The organism is Pontibacter ruber, from assembly GCF_023630205.1.
Taxonomy (GTDB): Bacteria; Bacteroidota; Bacteroidia; order Cytophagales; family Hymenobacteraceae; genus Pontibacter; species Pontibacter ruber.
Genome location: NZ_JALPRR010000001.1, coordinates 244,398 through 264,954, shown reverse-complemented (window position 1 = coordinate 264,954; position 20,557 = coordinate 244,398). Strand labels below are relative to the sequence as shown.

At 50.4% G+C, this 20,557-nt stretch carries 17 protein-coding genes; 4 read left to right on the top strand and 13 right to left on the bottom strand.

The window, feature by feature from the left end; genetic code table 11:
- Window positions 1–60: 60 nt before the first annotated feature.
- The 3 genes from MJ611_RS01065 to MJ611_RS01055 form a co-directional block, all read right to left on the bottom strand.
- Window positions 61–975, bottom strand: a complete 915-nt coding sequence (locus MJ611_RS01065) for a DUF1349 domain-containing protein (RefSeq protein WP_250427497.1) — start codon at window positions 973–975, stop codon at window positions 61–63.
- A gap of 139 nt (window positions 976–1,114) precedes the next feature.
- On the bottom strand, window positions 1,115–2,113 hold the full coding sequence (locus MJ611_RS01060; RefSeq protein WP_250427496.1) for an AraC family transcriptional regulator: 999 nt from the start codon (window positions 2,111–2,113) through the stop codon (window positions 1,115–1,117).
- A gap of 271 nt (window positions 2,114–2,384) precedes the next feature.
- Window positions 2,385–3,869 (bottom strand): APC family permease, encoded by a 1,485-nt coding sequence (locus MJ611_RS01055; RefSeq protein ID WP_250427495.1) that lies wholly within the window; start codon window positions 3,867–3,869, stop codon window positions 2,385–2,387.
- Window positions 3,870–4,171: 302 nt separating this feature from the next.
- Between MJ611_RS01055 and MJ611_RS01050 the strand changes: the two genes are divergently transcribed.
- Window positions 4,172–4,453, top strand: coding sequence for a hypothetical protein (locus MJ611_RS01050; protein WP_250427494.1), 282 nt, complete (start codon window positions 4,172–4,174; stop codon window positions 4,451–4,453).
- 30 nt (window positions 4,454–4,483) lie between these two features.
- On the opposite strand, the gene MJ611_RS01045 is transcribed toward MJ611_RS01050, so the two are convergent.
- From MJ611_RS01045 to MJ611_RS01030, 4 genes are all read right to left on the bottom strand, one after another.
- Window positions 4,484–4,912, bottom strand: coding sequence for an STAS/SEC14 domain-containing protein (locus MJ611_RS01045; RefSeq protein ID WP_250427493.1), 429 nt, complete (start codon window positions 4,910–4,912; stop codon window positions 4,484–4,486).
- Window positions 4,913–5,241: 329 nt separating this feature from the next.
- A complete protein-coding gene (locus MJ611_RS01040; RefSeq protein WP_250427492.1) occupies window positions 5,242–5,616 on the bottom strand; it encodes a YobA family protein in 375 nt (124 codons plus the stop codon).
- 24 nt (window positions 5,617–5,640) lie between these two features.
- On the bottom strand, window positions 5,641–6,303 hold the full coding sequence (locus MJ611_RS01035) for a DUF2461 domain-containing protein (RefSeq protein WP_250427491.1): 663 nt from the start codon (window positions 6,301–6,303) through the stop codon (window positions 5,641–5,643).
- Between the two features lie 176 nt (window positions 6,304–6,479).
- Complete coding sequence (locus MJ611_RS01030; protein ID WP_250427490.1) at window positions 6,480–7,172, bottom strand: hypothetical protein; 693 nt, start codon at window positions 7,170–7,172, stop codon at window positions 6,480–6,482.
- A gap of 423 nt (window positions 7,173–7,595) precedes the next feature.
- Here MJ611_RS01030 and MJ611_RS01025 point away from each other — a divergent pair, with 423 nt between their 5' ends.
- Genes MJ611_RS01025 through MJ611_RS01015 form a run of 3 tightly spaced genes read left to right on the top strand, consistent with a single transcriptional unit; the run spans window position 7,596 to window position 12,039 of the window.
- Window positions 7,596–10,151 (top strand): PIG-L family deacetylase, encoded by a 2,556-nt coding sequence (locus MJ611_RS01025; protein WP_250427489.1) that lies wholly within the window; start codon window positions 7,596–7,598, stop codon window positions 10,149–10,151.
- Window positions 10,152–10,165: 14 nt separating this feature from the next.
- Window positions 10,166–10,321 carry a hypothetical protein gene (locus MJ611_RS01020; protein WP_250427488.1) on the top strand — a complete coding sequence of 52 codons (156 nt, stop codon included), beginning with the start codon at window positions 10,166–10,168 and terminating at the stop codon, window positions 10,319–10,321.
- Entirely contained in the window at window positions 10,318–12,039 is a 1,722-nt protein-coding gene (locus MJ611_RS01015) for a sodium:solute symporter (RefSeq protein WP_250427487.1), read from the top strand. The genes MJ611_RS01020 and MJ611_RS01015 overlap by 4 nt, the downstream gene beginning before the upstream one ends.
- A gap of 610 nt (window positions 12,040–12,649) precedes the next feature.
- Here the strand turns inward: MJ611_RS01015 and MJ611_RS01010 are convergent.
- From MJ611_RS01010 to MJ611_RS00985, 6 genes are all read right to left on the bottom strand, one after another.
- A complete protein-coding gene (locus tag MJ611_RS01010) occupies window positions 12,650–13,588 on the bottom strand; it encodes a class I SAM-dependent methyltransferase (RefSeq protein ID WP_250427486.1) in 939 nt (312 codons plus the stop codon).
- A gap of 72 nt (window positions 13,589–13,660) precedes the next feature.
- Window positions 13,661–14,530, bottom strand: a complete 870-nt coding sequence (locus tag MJ611_RS01005; RefSeq protein ID WP_250427485.1) for a DUF2911 domain-containing protein — start codon at window positions 14,528–14,530, stop codon at window positions 13,661–13,663.
- Between the two features lie 103 nt (window positions 14,531–14,633).
- Window positions 14,634–15,137, bottom strand: coding sequence for a hypothetical protein (locus tag MJ611_RS01000; protein WP_250427484.1), 504 nt, complete (start codon window positions 15,135–15,137; stop codon window positions 14,634–14,636).
- 170 nt (window positions 15,138–15,307) lie between these two features.
- Complete coding sequence (locus tag MJ611_RS00995; RefSeq protein ID WP_250427483.1) at window positions 15,308–17,125, bottom strand: ABC transporter ATP-binding protein; 1,818 nt, start codon at window positions 17,123–17,125, stop codon at window positions 15,308–15,310.
- Window positions 17,126–17,858: 733 nt separating this feature from the next.
- Complete coding sequence (locus MJ611_RS00990; RefSeq protein ID WP_250427482.1) at window positions 17,859–19,313, bottom strand: sodium:solute symporter; 1,455 nt, start codon at window positions 19,311–19,313, stop codon at window positions 17,859–17,861.
- A gap of 107 nt (window positions 19,314–19,420) precedes the next feature.
- Window positions 19,421–20,437, bottom strand: coding sequence for an MBL fold metallo-hydrolase (locus MJ611_RS00985; protein WP_250427481.1), 1,017 nt, complete (start codon window positions 20,435–20,437; stop codon window positions 19,421–19,423).
- Between the last annotated feature and the right edge of the window lie 120 nt (window positions 20,438–20,557).

Genomic DNA, 20,557 nt, shown 5'->3' with positions numbered 1-20,557 from the left:
CACAGCTCCACCAAAATTATGTACGAATATACCTGTATCAACGAACTTTTGTACCTGTTGTTAATCCCCCAGCATACTTAGCAGCTTTTCGTTGGTCAGGTTATAGTCTGTCAGGTTGTTTTCAGCCACAGAGGCTAGCCAGCTTTTGCCGAAATCTACTTTGGGTTTCTGAAAACGGATGTAATCTACCCGCACGGCAAGATCCGGGTTGCCGAGGTGGTCGAACGTGGAGTTGTTGTAGGTAAAGGTATCGCCGAATTTAATCTTATTATCTACCGCATAGGAGTTGGTGTAGCCGATAAGGCCGACCTGCAGCGTCTGGGGCATGTCCACGTTGTAGAAGCGCTCCTGCACGGTCCAACTTTTATCGCCATCATACTTGTAGAGAAGTATAAACGAAGGTCCTACGCGCACCAGCCGCATTTCAATCCAGTCGAGTTTGGCAGGCCGCAGTTTAAGGGAGGAGTTGCTACGTATCGTTTTCTTTGTTTCGATCACAGGTTTACCCAGTTCTTCAGCAATGCCGGTGGTCATGAAGAGCCAGTTCTCTTCGCCCCGTTTCCAGGTGTCTTTGCCACCCTGCTTGGGTGCCCGCGCCATCAGCCCCGCCAGCGACCACTGCGTTTGCGGCACCTCACCCTTCCGGCCCGATACTTTCATGCGTGCCCGCAAGTCAAAATCTCCGGTTATTTCTTTGAACATAAAGGGTGCCTGCTGATCGGAGAACCAGCCGGAGGTGCCGGGTTCGAAGTATAAATGGCCCTTGCTGGTGCCGCTCACATCCTGTTTCAGCAGTTTATTCGGCCAGCCTTCTACTTCATGAAAGTTTTTCCATCCTTCGGTAAGGCTCGTGCTGTTAAATTCATCATTTAGCGCCGGAAGGTTAGGGGTAGGAGCAGGGGCGCTCATCATCTGGGCAGTAGCCGGCGTAGCTAAAGCTACTACCATGGCGGCTTGTAAGATCATCTTTTTCATAGGCTTATTTTATACTTGTTGATTCATGTGTAAAAGCTGTTGTTCACGCGCAGCAAATCGGGTAGCACTTGTGAGCAACTGTGGTAAAGCAAGCAGACGAGAAGGTGAAAAGAGGTAAGAATTATAATCTTTTACCCTTTCAGGCAGTTTGGGCGAGTTTGCCGGCGTTGCGGCGGAAGTCGGTTGGGGTGGTGCCGGTTGCTTTTTTGAAGGCCGTATTAAAGGACACTTTGTTGTTGAAGCCGCTGCTGTAGGCTACACCGATAATGGTGGTTTCAGGTTGATGGAGCAGCAGGCTTTTAGCCTCTTCAATGCGGTAGCTGTTGACAAAGTCGGAGAAGTTCTGGCCTACCCCCTCATTGATTACCTGAGAGAGCAGGTGCGTACTTAAGTTTAGTTGCTGCGCCAGTTTAGTAAGGCTGAAGTCACTGTCGAGGTAAGGCTGGTGTTGCTGCATGTGCTGGCGAAGCTTTTGCAGTACATCCCTGGTAACCGATGCAGGCAAGGCTGCGCGTTTTGCCGGAACTGCTACCGATAACTGCGCCTGCTCGGCGGCAAAAAGGCTGTCGCGGGTGAGGCAAACGTACGCAAGCGAATACATGCTGACAGCCATCAAAAACTTGAGACCATAGCACAGCACCGAGTAATAGCTCATGCCCAGGAACAGGCTAACCTGGTAGATGCAGAAAAAGGCAGAGAAGATACCGAAAGCAGCTAGCACCCGTTTCAGCCAGGGCATAGCCTCCGTCGGACTGCGCCGCTGCAGCAGTTGATACGAAGTATAAGTATAAATCAGCAACGAGGCCATCATCAGTATACTTGCCACGATAACAGCGGGAGGCAAGTATGGTACTGCATCAGGTATGTTTACAGGCACCATGCACGCAGCTTTAAATTCGGCACTCTGTAAAAACATAGGGAGATGAAGCAACATGTGCACGGCAAATGGCAGCAAATGCAGGAGCTTATACTTTGCCGGAACAGGTTTTCCGGTGGCTGCCGCAACATAAAAGTATAGCAACGGCCCATACAAAAAAGCAACGCTGACAGTTATTCCTGCCAGGTGCGGCACATATACCAGCAACTCCTCATAAGCGAGGTAAATGTATCCCAGGTTCACACTGAATACTAAAATCAAAGCGGCTAAGGCACGGTTAGCCACAGCGTTTCCTCGTTTTAGCCGAAATAGTACGGCTGCTAAGAGCAGTCCTTGTACAGCTCCTAAGGCAAAAGTAAATGTGAGGATGTGGATGATAGTAGCCATTATGATGAAAAGATACTAAATGTTAGGCAAATTTTCATAAATATTGCTTGCTGTTGATTAGACCTTTTATGGTACACAGTTCATGCGCAAAGAAAAAGCCCGCAGTAGTATTGCGGGCTTTGAGGATGACTGTTTTTGGTTGCGTTTACTCCTGCACCTGCTTAAACTTATTCCCGAAGAAATAGAACACCGGTATCCCCAAACTAACTATAATAAGCCCCGGCCAGGTATAATCCGGGCGGTAGATGAGCAGGATAATGCAGATTGCTGAGGCAAGTATAACATACATGGCCGGCAGCAGGGGATAGCCCCATGCTTTGTAAGGGCGTGGCAGGTCCGGGCGCTTTACACGCAACACAAATACCCCGATAATGGTCAGGATGTAGAACAGCATGACGGCAAAGATCACGTAATCGAGCAGGTTGCCGTAGGTGCCGGACAGGCAGAGCAGGCAGGCCCAGAGGCACTGCAGCCACAAGGCAGCAGCCGGTACGCCGTTCTTGTTCAGGCGGCCCATTTTCTCGAAGAACAAGCCGTCTTTGGCAATGGCATAGTATACCCGGGCTCCCGAAAGTATAGCTCCGTTGTTACAGCCAAACGTCGAGATCATGATCAGGATAGCTATGGCCACTGTAGCCGGGTAACCCCCGATTACATTTGCTACAGCCGTAGCCACCAGGCCGCCGGAAGCATGAGTTATACCTTGTGCCATTGCGCTGGTGGCATTCGGGTCGCCGTTAAGGGGCAATACCAGCAGGTACACCAGGTTGATGATCAGGTATAAACCCATTACAATGGCGCTGCCGATCACCATGCTGAGTACAATGGTTCGCTTCGGGTTCACGATCTCATCGCCGGAAAAGCCGATGTTATTCCAGGAGTCGGCGGAGAAAAGCGCTCCTACCATGGCAATGCCCATAGCCGTTACCAGCGCCATGCCCACGGGAGGCAGGTTGCCGGTGCCGGTTGCGGCGGCTGCCGATCCCCAGAAATCAGAAAAATTGGCCTGCACCGCGGTGTCGTTCACACCAAACAGCAGTCCGAAAAGTATAAGCCCGAACAAAGCGATTAGTTTGGTGCTGCCAAAGATGTTCTGGATCAGTTTTCCGCTTTTTACGCCCCGGGAGTTGATATAAGTCAGGTACACAATGCTGACGATCGCCAGCAACTGCACCGAAGTGAATTTAAACTTACCTATAGCAAAAAGAATGTTGCTGTCGCTGAACCAGGGAATGATAACGCCCGTGAAGCTGGCAAAAGCCACCGCTACCGCTGCAATCACGCCGGTCTGTATTACCAGGAACAAGGTCCAGCCATACAGGAAGGCCACCATCTTGTTGTAAGCCTCTTTCAGGTACACGTATTGGCCGCCTACCTTCGGAAACATCGACGAGAGTTCGCCATAGCTGATGGCGCCCACCATGGTCAGAAAGCCGGAAAGCACCCAAACCAGCAAAACGTTGCCCGGCGTTACAACTTCTTTTGAAATTCCGGCGGTAACCATAAAAATACCGGACCCGATCATCCCGCCAGTTACAATCATGATCGCATCGAACAGCGTGATCTCACGCTTGAAGCCTTTCTCGCTGTCCTGCTCTTCTTTTTTAGATGCTTCTGTAGTTTCCTGCATATCAAATCACACTATGATATGGCAAAGGTAAGGGTATTTTCCTGAGCAGGGGCAGGTTAGGGTGTTTCATGCTTAAGTAGATGAAATAAGGCTATAGTTATATAATTATGTTGTTGGCCGGCAGGATTTCTAGGATAAAAAATTTTCAGGCTGTTCGTCCGCAAAGCGAAGAAGTTCACGGACAAAAACAGGTGGTTGGTATAATACAGTAGTGTATTAAGTAACAGTACCTTGCAATACAAAGTACTATAGAGTAACTTTGACACATAAAATAAATGTTTTACCAACTTAATTATAAAGTCATGAAAATCTTAGTTCTTCTTTCCGCTTCTTTATTTGGTTTTGGTTTTGCGGTTCAAAGCACAGTCGGTGTTGCTGAGCAACCTGTTCGTGCTGCTGAGAAGGTAGTAGTGGTTGAGCCGATAGAGGCTCCGGTAATAGATGTGCTGCTGGATACACTGGAAATTACAGCAGAAGCCCCTGCCAGCATAGCTAAAGCAGAAGCCCCTGACACAGGTGTGTTGCTGGATACAGTAGAGATTACTGCTGTTGCTCCAAGTGCTCTTGCAGCTAACGTGCGCTAGGCTGGCTGCTAACAGCAGCAGCCTGGTCCGTTAGCGGCACTCAGCCAGCCAGGATTCCGCCGCTTTCCGATCTTCAAAAGCGGACATCTGAAGGGGAGGGCTTATCCGCATCGCCAGGTCGCGTGCTGAAAGGCGGCTGAACATATTCTCCGAGAATACGTGGGCAAAATAACGGAGACCGGCTGCCGTAACTTTAGGAAGCCACTCAAACTCCAGCCAGTCATTGGCTTCTTCCCAATCGCCGGTTACTTCGGTTTTATCGTTGAGCAACTTGGGGCAAGGATGTGCCTGTATCAGTTCCAGGTAAGCTTTAGCAGCAGTAACTACATCGTCGGCAGTTATGTGGCCATGCCACTTGGCTTCTATGTAATCCTTCTTTTGTTGCAGCGTCACAAAAACATCACCCTCTTCGTGGCGGAGCTCCAGCGGCTCTGATATATGCAATGCAGTTTCCCTCATACCCTTTTCTTTCCATCTCGTGAATACTAAGCCTTAACAACACTCCTTAATGGATGTTCGGTTGTTAAATGGCTGGCAATTAGGCTGTTTATGTTATGCCTGTTGCATAAACAGCAAATTAGGTATAAAGCCTGTTAGTAGAAGTGAGTTACTGCTTTTTTGAGTAAAGGTGCCTAAAGCAAGGGTGAAATGAAGTAAATCAAAGCTGGCAGGAAGGTAAGAGTAGAGGAGAGGGTAAAAGCAACATCAACATTCTACAAGCAACGCAGCAAGTATAAAGCCATCCTGTATCAGAGCTCTCTGATGCGCCTGATCATACATATCAAAAGCTACTCGTTCACCCGTATAGCCAATGCCTGTGCCTGCACCGGGTCCGATTCCTTGGTAGGTCCTGAGAACCATGCCTCAACCTGCTGTCCTTCGCGCAAGTGTTCCAGTTTAACAGTTCCTCCGCTTTGGTTCTCGATCAGCGTATGTTGATCGATACGGATACTGGCTCTTGGTATCTGAATATCATTGCCTTCAACAGATTGTACCATCACCACTGCTACAGAATTTTCGCCCTTTTTGGTGGTCGTCTTTTTCAGGTTTGTAATGTTGCCCCGGATGTCCGGTAATGTGTCTGGCATACGTTTTGGGGTTTCGCGCTGGCAGCTAAAAAGCAGCGCTACAAACAGGTACAACAGGCCCGCATATTTTTTCATAGTATTTTGTTTCTTTCGAGTCTCTCAGTTAATGGTTCTGTTCAGAAAATCGTGCAGTGGCTTTACAGCTTTAAAGAATGGCAGCAATCGGTCTGTAAAACCAGGCGTGCATACTTCCTCATCTGTAAAATAGTGAAGCGCCAGAAAGCCTTTGTGTTTCAGCAGGTCGATGGCAGGGTGCGTACTTGTGTAGCCTTTAGGTGCCATACTTAGTTTTTCGCCCTGAAGCATGCCGTACTGTTTTCTGAAATCTTCTGCCTGAACGATTGCTTCCAACTCACCGGGGGAGTAATCAATTTCCTGCCGTATCAGCTCGAGTTGTTTTGGGCCAGGGCTGCGCATACCGCCCCCAACCCTCGATTTTCCGCCGGGCTCCAGCACCAGTATGTAGTTGGCATAAGCCGAATGCCGACCGCCTTTCGACATACCTGCCCCGATTCGGCCTTTATACGGTGGTTCTCCCTTTTTGGAGAAGTCGTTCTTGTTAATCCGGAAAACACTTTCCTGTGCCGTTACACCGTGCAGCGACGGATCTAAGGTAACAAGTTCTGTAAGCGTGTGCTCTACTATCTCCACAAAGTATTGTCTTGCCTGCAGGTAGTGTTCCCGGTGCAGGTCCATCCATTGCTTGCTGTTGTTGCGCTGCAACTCCCTTAAGAAGCTGAGTATAAAATCCGGGTGCATCATTTGGGCAGTAAAAGCTTAGGAGTAAAGCGTTGTTCTCAGATACTTCTTCAGAATGTATACATCCTGAATACAGCACAGATCAAGTATAAATAGGATACTGCATAAAGAAGCCCCATGTTGCAGAAGCGGTGCTGCTGCAACATAGGGCTTTGCTCTGGTAGCGTATGGGTGCTCGCTTAAGCTACTTTCATAAAGGCGTCTGTCAGAGATTTGCGTATGCGCACCTCCGCAGCATAGTGAGAGAGATAGTCGCCTTTTCGGCAGATGGAAGTACGGGGCTCCTGCAATAACACAACTTTAGCGCGTTTTCCTACCGTAATCAGCCCAACACCTTTTTGTTGGCAGATCTGCAAGAGTTTATCGGCCAGGCTGTTGTTGCGAAAGCTCATGCTGCTGATCGATATGCCGAGCCATCGTTCGTTGGCCGGCTGCTTTTTTACCGCATCCACTGCTTTTTCAAGCTCTTTATTCAAGCTGCGTACTTCCAGCAAAGTGTGGATAATGAACCCGGTAACAGCAGCAAGCAGCGGCATGATCCATAGCAGCGCCCAGTGCCCCGAGAGGTAACCCAGTGCGGCAGTGCCGGCAAGCACTACGACAGCTGTTATGTAGCGTAACTTGCTTAACCCCTTCTTTTTATAATTGTTGAGTAGCGCAGCTAATTTGTTGGAATGACTGGTGCTGAGGGTGGCAGCAAAAAAAGCGCCATCGTTCTTTTTGAGGGAAAAAAGGCCATTTACCTCTTGTCCGTGCTTTGTCTGCTCCTGTTTTCCGACATAGAGATCGGATACGAGGTACTGTTTCCTGTAATAAGAACTCAGGTAGTCATACGCAAAGTCCTCAATTTTGCTTTCCCTCTGGCTTAGCATAGCACGTTAGTATTTTATGGAGAAACAAGTTCTAACTAAATTCTACCCGCGGGCGGATAGTACTTGTAAACGGAACAGGAACTATAGGTATTGTACTTTTTGATTACATAAGAGGCTTTTGCAAACATAGCAAACTTGCAATTCAAGTCCTATAGCTCTCTTCAAAATTTAACTAAATTTTCTTCTGGGGCTTTAAACGGATTTTTAAAGAGCAAGGATACTGTTATTTTGCTGTATTTACGGAGAAGTATACCTGGAGATACTAAATTTAAAAGAGATTATTTTGCTGTTGGTCTGGTAAAGTTGTCTTTCTGTCTGTTACATAGGCAGCACCTATATTATAGCTCGATCAAATTTAATAGCTTTACACTTGCAGCTTTGTGCTGTATTTACATCGATAAGCCTCTATTCTAACCAGAAACTATGTTCATACGCCGCTCTGTTTTGCTTCTTTTCCTGACCTTGTGCCTGGCAACACAAAGCTTTGCACAGGCACCGGCTAAACCATCTGCAGCTAAAATTCTGCAGGACCTCAAGAAGCTGAATGTACTCGGTAGTGCGCTCTACATTGCAGCGCACCCCGACGATGAAAACACCCGCCTGATTGCCTACCTGTCCAATGAAGAATTGTACAACACCGCCTACCTTTCTGTTACCCGCGGGGATGGCGGGCAGAATCTTATCGGCCCGGAGATAAGGGAAGGACTAGGTATCATCCGGACACAGGAGTTGCTGCAGGCCCGCCGTACCGATGGTGGCAAGCAGTTCTTTACCCGGGCAAACGACTTTGGCTTTTCTAAAAGCCCCGACGAGACATTCACCATCTGGAACAAGGAACAGGTGCTGGCCGATATGGTGTGGGTGATCCGCAAGTTCAGGCCGGATGTGCTGATCACGCGCTTCTCCCCGAAACCAAGCGAAACGCACGGCCACCATACTGCTTCGGCTATACTTGCCGGTGAGGCTTTTGAGGCCGCCGCAGACCCCAAGCGTTTCCCAGAGCAACTGAAGTATGTGGAAGTATGGCAACCCAAGCGTTTGCTTTGGAACACAGGCGTGTGGTCGTTCAGAAGCCAGAAGGAGTTTGAGGATTATGGATCGCAGTTACTTAAAATAGACGTAGGAGGCTACAACCCCTTGCAGGGCAAATCATACCCGGAGATAGCTGCCGAAAGCCGCAGCATGCACAAGAGCCAGGGCTTTGGCGCCAGCGGTGCACGCGGCAGCGCCATCGAATACCTGGAACACACCAAGGGAGAGCGCGCCAAAGCGGAGCTTTTCGAGGGTGTTAACACGAGCTGGAGCCGCGTAAAAGGTGGCGAGAAAGTGGCAAAATTGCTGCAGAAAGCCATTCAGAGCTACAACCCGGAGAATCCGTCGGGTACTGTGCCAGCGTTGGTGGCTGTAAAAAAGGAAATGGAAAAGCTGCCGGAGAGCTACTGGAAGCAGGTTAAACTGCAGGAGCTGGACGAAGTAATAAAACATGCACTGGGGCTGTACCTGGAGGTTGCCGCCACCGACTACGCTGCTACGCCCGGCGAGCAGGTGAAGCTGCAGGTAGAGGCCATCAACCGTTCTTCGGTGCCGGTTACGCTGCAAAGTATAACGTATGGGTTTGCCTCCAAAGACACCACCTTGCGCACACAGCTGCAAAACAACCTTGACCTGTCGTTTACACAATCTGTACAATTACCAAGGTCTGTGCCTTACTCACAGCCTTACTGGCTTCGCAAACCCGGCACGCTGGGTATGTTTGCCGTGGAAAACCAGCAGGAGGTAGGTTTGCCGGAGAACACACCGGCTGCGCCTGTTCGCTTTAGTCTTATGATTGCCGGGCAGCCGTTCGAATACACAGTGCCGGTGGTATACAAGCGCACCGACCCGGTAGAAGGCGAAGTATACCGTCCGTTTGAGGTGACGCCGCCCGTGTTTGTGAACCTGGTGGAGAAAGTATACATGTTTGCCGACCAGGAGCCAAAGCAGGTGCAGGTGCTTGTTAAATCAGGGAAGCCGCAAGTAGCAGGAACAGTGAAGCTGGCTTTGCCGCAAGGATGGCGCTCAGAGCCTGCCTCCATCGCCTTTGATCTGAAAGCAAAAGGAGCCGAGCAGATGGTCAGGTTTATGGTATACCCGCCGAAAGAACAACAGGAGGCAGAACTGAAGGCAATCGCCACCGTTGCCGGTAACACCTACGACAAAGGCCTCAACACCATCTCTTATGCCCATATTCCTGCCCAAACTACCTTCCCGGATGCTACGGCCAAGGTAGTGAAACTGGATCTGAAGAAGAAAGGGGAGAAGGTAGGTTACGTGATGGGAGCCGGCGATGAAGTGCCAACCAGCCTGCAGCAGATCGGCTACCAGGTAACTATTCTGAAAGACACGGATATGAACGAGCACACCCTGAAGAAGTTTGATGCCATCATACTTGGGGTGCGCGCCTACAACACCGTCGACCGCCTGCGGCACCACCAGGCAACGCTGATGGAGTACGTGAAAGAGGGAGGCAACCTGATTGTGCAGTATAACACCAACCATGCGCTGGTGTTGCAGAATGTGGCCCCTTATCCTCTCAAATTATCCCGTGAACGTGTTACCGTGGAAGATGCAGCCGTGCGCCTCTTAAAGCCCAATCATCAGGTGCTCAATACGCCGAATAAAATCACCGGGAAAGATTTTGAAGGCTGGGTACAGGAGCGTGGTTTATACTTCCCGAGCGAGTGGAGCAAGGAGTTCGAAGCCATACTTTCTTCCAACGACCCGGGCGAACCGGCACGGGATGGCGGTTTGTTGGTAGCACCTTACGGCAAAGGAAATTACATTTATACCGGCTACTCCTGGTTCAGGCAATTGCCGGCGGGTGTACCGGGCGCTTACAGGCTGTTTGCCAACCTGATTTCGCTGGGCAAGGGCAGCGCGGGTGCTTCTACCGGCAATAACACAACCACCACCACCACGAAGGCAGCAAGCGCGCATTAGCATTAAAGGCAAGTATGGAAATATTGGAAGAAACGAAAAAAGCAAAAGCTCAGGAAGACATCGACAAGCCGCCCTTCTTTAAAAGCTGGGCCGGCATGTACTGGCTGGTGCTGGGAAACCTGGCCTTCCTGATCGTGTTGTTCTACATCATCACCAAAATCTACGAATGAGATTACTCGACTGGATCGTATTGCTCGGCACCCTGGGCTTTATCGTGATCTATGGCGTCTGGAAAACGCGCGGCAGCAAAGACATTGAAGGCTACCTGAAAGGCGACAACAGCATGAAATGGTGGACCATCGGGCTTTCCATCATGGCTACGCAGGCCAGTGCCATCACGTTCCTTTCCACACCCGGGCAGGCTTACGAAGACGGGATGCGCTTTGTGCAGTTCTACTTTGGCCTCCCGATCGCGATGGTGATCATTTCCATCACAGTTATCCCTATTTTCTACAGGCTGAATGTCTATACCGCCTACGAGTTTCTGGAAAACCGATTTGACCTGAAAACGCGCTCCCTGGCAGCGCTGCTTTTCCTGATACAGCGCGGACTGGCAGCGGGTATCACCATTTATGCGCCGGCCATCATCCTATCCACCATACTTGGCTGGAACCTGACTGTAACCAACATTTTTATTGGCGTGCTGGTGATCATCTACACGATGTCGGGTGGTACCAAGGCGGTAAGTGTAACCCAGAAGCAGCAAATGGCTGTGATGATGGGCGGCATGCTGATCGCTGGTTTTATGGTGGTGCGTTACCTGCCTGCTGATGTAAGCTTTGGCGATGCAGTAGCCGTGGCCGGTAAAATGGGCAAGATGAATGTGGTAGACTTTTCCTGGGACTGGAAAACAAGCTGGGACGACCGCTATAACTTCTGGTCAGGCTTGACGGGTGGTTTGTTCCTGGCACTTTCCTACTTTGGCACCGACCAGAGCCAGGTAGCACGTTACCTGTCCGGTAAATCGATTGCTGAAAGCCGGCTGGGTTTGCTGTTTAACGGCCTGCTCAAGATCCCAATGCAGTTCATGATCCTGTTCATCGGGGTGATGGTCTTTGTGTTCTACCAGTTCAACCAGCCGCCGGTTTTCTTTAACGAAGCAGTGAGAAACAAGGTACAGGCCACAGCCTATGCCGACGACATGCGCCAGCTGGAGGAAAAGCATGCCACGGTGTTCGGGCAGAAACAGGAAGCGGTGAAAGGGCTGGTGGTAGCGCTGCGTACGGACGATGAAGCTGCCATTGCTGCTGCCGAGAGCAAAGTTGACATGCTGACCACTGCCACAAAGGAGGTGCGCAGCGATGTAAAAGACCTGATAACCAAAGCTGCCCCCGATGCGGAAACAAGGGATACGGATTATGTTTTTATCTCCTTTGTGATGAAGTATCTACCGGCAGGGTTGGTTGGCTTGCTGCTGGCGGTCATCTTCTCTGCAGCGATGTCGTCGGTTTCCTCGGAGCTGAATGCCCTTGCCTCTACTACGGTTATTGATATCTACAAGCGCTCTGTCAGACAAGAAGGCTCGGACAAACATTACGTGAATGCTTCCAAGCTTTTCACGGTAGCATGGGGCATCATTGCCATACTTTTCGCCACGTTTGCCTCTTTGCTCGACAACCTGATCCAGGCTGTAAACATCATCGGCTCCATTTTTTACGGTACCATCCTGGGCATCTTCCTGGTGGCTTTCTACTTTAAGTACATTCGGGGGCATGCCGTGTTTATCGCGGCGCTGCTGGCAGAGGCGGTGGTGCTGTACTGTTTTATGTACACCGATATAGCCTTCCTGTGGTTCAATGTGATCGGCTGTGCGCTGGTTATACTTTTCGGTTTTATCGCACAGGCCCTGATCGGGGAAAAGCCGAAAGAAATACAGCAAGAAGTCTAAGTTTCAGCTTTCAGGTGGGTTTATACTTCAACTATGAAACTTGTACTTTGAAGTATAGCTGTAGCCAAGTCCCCTCTCCTCAGAGGAGAGGGTTAGGGTGAGGTGACTACCTATATGATAGAACCTATACGTTGAAGTATAGCTCGTACATAGTTCCCCGCCTTAGATAAGGAGGGGTTAGGGGTGGTTGGACAACAGCAGCTATGAAAGTATAACTTCAAAGTTAGAAGCTGTGGAATTCCTCTATTGAGAGGGGTAGGGGTGTGTTTATACTTCTAGCCCCCGCCGTTCCTGTCCCTGCGGGCTAGTTGAGTCGGAGACTCAACACCACTGGCTAGTCACGAATCTGGAGATTCGCGCCAGTAAAATTTAGAACTTACCAGTATGTCTCCTAAGTGAGGTGAGTAAAAAACTGTGCTTCTTTTAATCCTGCAGATCCTGTCGCTGACACAAACCTCAACCCACCGTCACCAAGGCGCTCGCAGGAGTTGCGCACGCTACGAGGTCTGGGCCAGTTGCCCCTATACTCTGTCATCATTTTCAGACATGGGAATATTTCCCGCTCCAGAAATTGTAAAACCAGTCTCTACTTCCCTCTCCCCGTGTGGTATCATACTTCCGAAGCTCTAGGCTTACGGCCAACGACAATGTACACCAGGCTGCCGCCGGCAGAAATGTATTCTCCCTTCAGGAGCTTCTGCTTCAGGTTAAATTTGTTGTAGATGAGCTTCTGCCAGTAGTCATCAAATTTTTCTTTGCTACCGCCACCAGCCATAAAGTAGTTCAGGTTGTCCTCGTAATTATAGCCCATGGCATCAGATTCGATCCAGTTGAGCATTTGCTCTACGCGCAGCATCTTTTCCTGGCTGTCGTACGGCGGGATGATGGAAAGGGCTTTGTCAGAGATCCATACTTTGATGTCGCGCAGGCCGGCTTTCTGGAACAGGTCGGGTACCACATCGCCCAAAGAGTTAAAGCCTTCGCCGAGTCGTTTCTTTCCTTTTTCAATGCGGAGCTTTACCTCGAGCACATCCAGTGTACTTTCCACATCAAAGTCTGTCTCGCCGTAGCGGTCGAACATGAGGTTGGGTACCAGGTTGTTCGGCTCCAGGGCCATCACCCAGCCATCGGGCCTGGTGATGCGGATCATTTCCTGTATTACCCGTTGCGGGTCTTTCACGTGGATCAGCAGCGTCTGGCAAAGAGTAAGATCGGCCAGGTTGTCGGGGAGTGGGATATCAGAAGCGTTGCCCACCCTGAAATCGAAATGAATGTTTTTACGATGGTGTAAGCTGTGCGCCCGCTGCGTTGCCTCCTCGATGTATTCCGACTCAAAATCTACGCCGTAGACGGTGGCGCCATCGTGCAGATAGCGCGAAAACTTAAAGCCCATCATGCCCTTGCCACAGCCAATGTCTACCAGGGCCTGGCAGTACTCCAGGTTCAGGCGGCGGGCCAGCAGCTCCAGGTAATCATCGTTCCACCAGTATTCGCGGGCCGGGCCTAAATGTTCCTCTGAATGTTTCCTCTCGTCGTGTTCTTCCAGCATTATACTTGGGTTATAAAAAGAAAGCCTCTGCCAGAGCAGAGGCTTTCCATAAGATCAAAAGCTACGAAAGCTTTATTTCATTTTCTTCCACTCGGCTATGGCCTTTTCATTCATACGCACATAGTCGTCGTTGTTTTCTTTTTTCGCTAAAGCCATCGACTGCTCGGCAGTTTTTACAGCGCCTTTGTAGTCTTTCATCTTGGCCTGGATCTTAGCCTGCGTGTGCAGGTTCCAGAACTTCGGATCGCTGGCATTGGCTTTCTTCATCCAATCCAGGGCCTGCTTCATGTCTTTGTTGTTGTCGTAGTAGTAAGAAGCGGCGGCAGCGTACATGCCCGGTTTTACATCCTTTCCGTTTATCACATTTTGCTGTATCTGGGCCATTACTTTGCTGTCCACGTCTGTCTCCACTTTGAAGCTGGCAATGGTTTTATCCCATAGCAGCTCTACGTCCGCAGCGTTGCTTTTCAGGTTGGCAAAGTTAATAGTGAACGACTCCACAGCTCTTGGGTTCGTCTCCGGCTTTACCTTGAAACGCAGCTGCTCCTCTTCCTGCTTGTAGTCTTTGCCGCCATCACCCCAAAGTTTGGTGTTTTTATTCAGGATAATGGTCCATTCAGCTTTGCCAGGAATAGTATACAGAGCGTACTCTCCGGCAGGTACTTTAGTACCATTGATCGTTACCTCATCGCCAAACTTGATGATGGTAGCCGCGTTGGCTCCGGTGCGCCACATTTTATCGTAAGGTACCACATCGCCACCGAAAATAGTGCGGCCTTTTACAGACGGGCGTGAGTAGGTTACAGACACATCTGTTAAGCCTACTTTCTGGGTTACTGTTGAGGCAGGGCTGGCAGCAGGCGTTGCGATCTGGGCCTGAACAGAGCCGGCACCCAACATAAGTGCAGCTGAAAGAGCGAAGCCTATAAAGGTTTTCTTCATGGTTTTATTCAATTATAGTTAGTTGTAAATCTTCTGTAATATTACTGAAAATATTGGTTTTAAAGAATATAAGCGGTTGCTAAAAACAGCACGTTACCAGTGCTCAGAAGCTTCGGCCTATACTTAAACCGAAGCGTGGTATAAGCCCGGGGCCGGGAGCTGTCTGTTCATTCTCCGGCGATACAAAAGGGGTAGCCGCCACGCGCACGACCAAACCTCCGTCCGGTGTATGGTACCGGAACCCGATCCGGGCAAAGAACATGTTGTGCAGCAGTTCCGGGTCTTCGGTAAAACGGCGGGTATAACCCAGGCCAAACTCCAGGTGCTTTTGGCGCCGGCCCACCATGCCCAAAGCCTCTACCGGTACGATTGGGTAAACAGAGGGTTCGTCCTTCATAAAGAAAAGGTTCGTGCCAACACCCACTCGCAGCGCTGCTTTTAGCAGGGATTGCTGGAACACAATGCGGTCGTAGTTCAGGGAGTAGACGTCGCCGTTGCCGCCTACTTCTCCATAAACAGCGTTGTAGGCGCTTATGGGTTGGGTCAGGTACTGAGCTGACAGCGAGAGAGGAAGTAGCAGAAACAGAAGAAAGTAGATGTACCGCATTATTTGTTTATAGTTACATGTGAGTGGATGAAGGCACAGGCCTGCGTTATACTTGCATTTATACTTTGCTAAAGTAGTAAGGACTTCCTACAAGATTAGCAGGTGCCCGGATATGAAAAATCCTGCCAGTGCCATACTAACAGGATTCTTTTAAGTTTATACTTTATGCGTTAGCTCAGCTCAAACTGAAGCCGGAGCAGGTTGGCATAAAGGCCCTGTTCGTTCATAGAAAGCTCCTCGTGCGATCCTGCTTCCACGATCTCGCCGCCATCAATCACCAGGATCCGGTCTACTTTGCGGATGGTGGCCAGGCGGTGCGCGATCACGATGGTGGTACGGTTCTGCATCAGTTCGTCCATGGCCTGCTGCACCAGGTGCTCCGATTCGGAGTCCAGAGAACTGGTAGCTTCATCCAGTACAAGTATAGCCGGGTTCTTGAGGATAGCACGGGCAATGGCAATGCGCTGGCGCTGTCCGCCGGAAAGCTTGATGCCGCGCTCTCCAACCAGGGTTTCGAGGCCCTCCGGGAAGGACTGAATGAATTGGTAGGCGTTGGCTTTCTGAGCCGCCGCGATGATCTCCTCCTCCGTTGCTTCCGGACGCCCGTAGGCTATGTTCTCGCGGATGCTGCCACCAAACAGCAACACCTCCTGCGGCACGATGCCGATGTTGGCACGGAGCGTAGTCAGGTCCATCTCACGGATGTCCTGTCCATCAACCGAAATGCTACCGGCACTCACATCGTAAAAGCGCATGAGCAGCTGGATGATGGTTGATTTACCTGCGCCACTCGGGCCCACCAGCGCGATCTTTTCCCCGGAACGGATGCCAAAGTTAATATCGCGCAGCACCTGTATGTCCGGGCGGGTAGGGTAGGAGAAAGCCACCTGGCGGTAAGCAATATCGCCTTTCACCCTTAGAATGTCGCGCAATTCCGGAAGCCTGTTATCGGTTGGTTCTTCCTGTTCGCCGAGTATTTCCAGGATACGCTCTGTGGCGCCAAGCGAAGCCTGTACTTTGCCGTACAGTTCGCCAAGACCACCTACCGATGCCCCGATAAATACCGTGTAGATGATGAAGGAAATGAGCTCGCCAATGGTCAGATCGCCGTTTTGTACCAGCGTGGCACCGTACCAGATCACCAGGATGATGCCCCCGAATAAACCTACAATGATGAAGGTGATGAAAGCGCCACGATAGTACGAAGCAGAAAGGGCAGTGCGCACCGCTCTGCCTAGCGAAGCTTTGTAGCGGCCTACCTCAAACATCTCGTTGGTAAATGCCTTAACGGTGTTGATGGCCTGCAGCGTCTCTTCCACGATCACGTTGGTGTTGGCCAGCTCGTCCTGCGTCTTTTTAGACAAGGTCTTGATCCTGCGGCCGAACACCAGCGCCAGGCCTACCAGCACCGGGAACGTAGCCAGCATGAACAGCGACAGCTTGATGGAGGTCCACATGATGATGCCGATGCCCACGATCAGGGTGGTAGTCTGGCGGAAGAGCTCTGCCAGTGTGATTGAGAAAGCGTCCTGCACCTGGCCTACATCGGTAGTAATGCGGCTTGTGATTTCACCTACGCGGCGCTTCTCGAAGAAGGAAATAGGCAGCTGCACAAATTTGCTGTACAGGTCGCGGCGAATATCGGCCACTGCATTTTCGCTTACCTGCGCAAAGAAGTACACCCGGAAAAAAGAGAAAATACCCTGCAGCAGAATAATGCCAAACAACCCCAGGGCAATCATGTTGATGTCTTTCAGGAACCAGTCGGCATTGCCGGTGGAGGAATCTACCAGTTTACCGGTAAAAAGGGGGAAGACCATGAAGGTTAAGCTGGAAAGCACCAGAAACCCCAGGCCAACTATAAACTTGAATTTGTAGGGTAGTACGTAGCTGAAAATCCGGAGACCACGACGAAAGCTCTCTTTGCTGATCTTCTTTCTGCCTTCTTTGTCTTGCTCTCCGTTCTGCCCGAATCCGCGTCTTGCCATTAATGAAACTGTAGTTTGTACTTGTCTGCGATTGCAGGAGGCCTGCCGCCGCTACGGTGTTGTGGAGGTATAACAGCTATACTGTCTGAAAGATGCCACATCACCGAAAAATCTCACAAAGGTAAGGAATCTGGTGGATTTGCTGACAATAGCAGGGTTGTCATTTCGTATAACTGTTATGGATTGATAGAACGCCAGTGTTATTTGTCATTTCGAGCACAGCGAGAAATCTGTTTAATTATACTTATAGCTGGAGTTTACATTTTGCGCAGGCAAGCCTTCGCTTCGTAGCTACTGCTGTTCCTCAGTCTTACTAGCTACTCGTTTCATCTTATACTTTGGTGCGCTCACGGCCGCGGGGCCTCGTCCTCGGGCATCGCGCTGTCTATTGAAGCTGCTCCTCGCTCCGCTGCGGGCTGCTGAGCAAGCTCAGCACCGCAACAATAGAAGGCGCTCAACCCAAGGACTGGAAACAGTTCGATAGCTGCTGACTATGCAACTGGAACCCATTGTAGGGACAGGTCGTGACCTGTCTGTGCTGTAGCTATGAAACTTATACTTAATGTATAGCAACAGGCAGTAAAATTCCCGTCTTGAGAGGGGTAGGGGTGTGTTTATACTTTAGCTAATTAAGATTTCCCCAGTTATCGGAATGTTGGTAGAAGCAGCAAGTATAAAGCTCCCTCTCCTGTTCTTAGGAGAGGGCCGGGGAGAGGTAAAACCAACTCGCGACTCAGCTCTCGCGACTCAGAACTCTCTTGGAAATTGCCATCAAACCAACAAACGCCAGAAAACCGTTCAGGATTAAAACCTCCGTGCCGAACTCATAACCGAAGAACCAGTCTTTGGAGTTGTAGCTGATGATGTAGGTAAGGATGGGTGCTGCTATGCAAACAAACGGTACCAGCCTGTCGCGGACATTACGTTTGGTGTAAAGCCCGAAGGCATAAAGCCCCAGCAAAGGCCCGTAGGTATAGCCTACCACTATAAACAGGGTCGTGATCAGGCTTTCGCTGTTGAGCATCCGAAAAGCAAAGATCACGAGCACCATCACCACCGAGAAGCCAAAGTGCACAAAGTAACGCAGGCGCACCCGCTCGTGCTCGCTCCGTTCTTTAAAGTTCAGGAAATCTACACAAAAGGAGGTTGTAAGGGCTGCCAGGGCAGAGTCCGCAGATGCGTAGGTGATGGCGATGATGCCAAGTATAAAAGCAACGGCTGCAAAGTATGGGAAATGGTTTAGCGCCAGGAACGGGTACACGTCGTCGCCTTTAGCCGGCAGTGCAATGCCTTTCTGGCCTGCATAGGTGTAGAGCAGAGCGCCTAACGACAGAAAAAGTACGTTCACGATCACAAGAATCACGCTGAACCAGAACATGTTCTTCTGGGCCTCCCCAATGTTTTTGCAGCTCAGGTTCTTCTGCATCATGTCCTGGTCCAGGCCGGTCATCACAATGGTGATAAAAGCGCCGGAGAGTACCTGCTTCAGGAAATAGTTGCCTGCCTTAAAATCCCAGACAAAAACCTTCGAATACGGGCTGGCAGTAACGGTGTTCACCATGCCCTGAAAGGAGAGGTTAAGCTCATCCGAGATAAGAATGATGGTGCTGATCACGGCCAGCATCATGGCTGCGGTCTGGAACGTGTCGGTCCAGATGATGGTTTTCATGCCGCCCCGGAACGTATAGATCCAGATCAGCAGGATGGTGATGATAACGGATACAGAAAAGGGAATGCCCAGATCGTCGAAAACGGCCAGTTGCAGCACACCTGCCACCAGGAACAAGCGAATGGCAGCGCTTAAGGTGCGGGAAAGCAGGAAAAAAGCAGCCCCCGTTTTGTAGGACCAGAAGCCCAGGCGTTGCTCCAGGTAAGTATAAATCGAAACCAGGTTGAGCCGGTAATACAGCGGCATGAGCACCAAGGCAATCACGACATAGCCAAGCAGGTAGCCCAGCACCAGTTGCAGGTAAGAGAACTGCGCCTTCTCAACCATGCCGGGTATCGACACAAACGTAATCCCTGACAGGGTAGTACCGATCATGCCGAACGCCACCACATACCACGGCGACTTGCGGTTGGCCAGGAAAAAAGTATCGGAATCGGTGTTCTTACCTGTGATGTAAGAGATCAGGATCAGGATGGAAAAATACCCTAAGATCAGGTAAATGATAAGCGTTGAAGACATAAAGTCGGTCTATCTGTTAACCGGCCTTACCGGGCCGGCAGCACAAAGATAGAGATAGGAAAACCATGACTCCAAAGGTAGCTCCTGTAACTGGTTGCAGCAGGGAGTTACTGGAGGTCTTTGAACAGGACCGGCTCGCCGATAGCAGGCAAACGGAGGCCCTGCAGCAACCCTCCGGCAGCCAATTGCTCCAGAACGCGTACCGGTTCCCCGGGCGGCTCGTCTGACAGGTCAAACGTGCCGTAGTGCATCGGGATAAAAGTGCCGCCGCGGAGCAGGTTGTACGCTTTAACTGCCTCATGCGGGTTCAGGTGACTCTGCTGCATCATAAACGAAGGCTTGTAGGCCCCGACCGGCATAATGCACACATCCATCGGTCCGAAAATCTCCTGAATCTCCTCGAAGTGCCCGTTAAACCCGGTGTCGCCGGCAAAGTAGAGCAGCATGTTATCGGTTTTCAGCACAAAGCTTCCCCAAAGCACCTTGTTCATGTCGAAAGCGCCGCGGCGGTGCCAGTGCGAGGCAGGCATAAAGTATACTTCCACGCCTGCTGGTGTCAGGTCATACTTCTGAAACCAGCCAGCTTCCTGGTAGGGCAGGTGCGGCTCTATGTCGCGGAGCAGTTTGCCAGCCTCCAGGGGTGCCAGTGCTTTTACCTGCGGGTTATGGCTGAAGGTGGTCCGGATGGATTTCTTATCTAAATGATCGAAATGGGCGTGCGAGAGCAGCAGAAAATCTATGTTCTGAATCTGCTCGGGCGGGCAGGGGAGCCCCACACGGCGTTTGATCATGGGAAGGTCGTAATAGATCGGGTCAGTCAGGAACGTAACGCCGTTCAGGCGGATCAGGAAGGTAGCATGCCCCAGCCACACCAGCATATCTTCGCTGGAGTTCAGGAAATCGCAATTCTCTACCACGGCAGGCACGTACTGGTCTTTCTTTTTTTCTTCGCGCTGCGGATTTTTAGACAGGCGCCACTTGATCACTTTGCTGAACTCGGGCAGGTATAATTCATCGCCGTTGGCAAATACACCACCAATTACCTTGTTGCCTCTGTAGCCTTGTTTTATGGTATGGAGTCTTTCGTTCCGGATATGCCTTATGTGCCTTTTCTGCTGCGCCATGTACGTACGTTAGGTTGCGAAATATAACAGCATAACGCATGTTCTGTTAAAAGAGGTTCTGCTGTGCCGTAAGTTTTAGCTGCGAGTATAAAGAAAAAAGCGCTTTTTCACTGCTGAAAA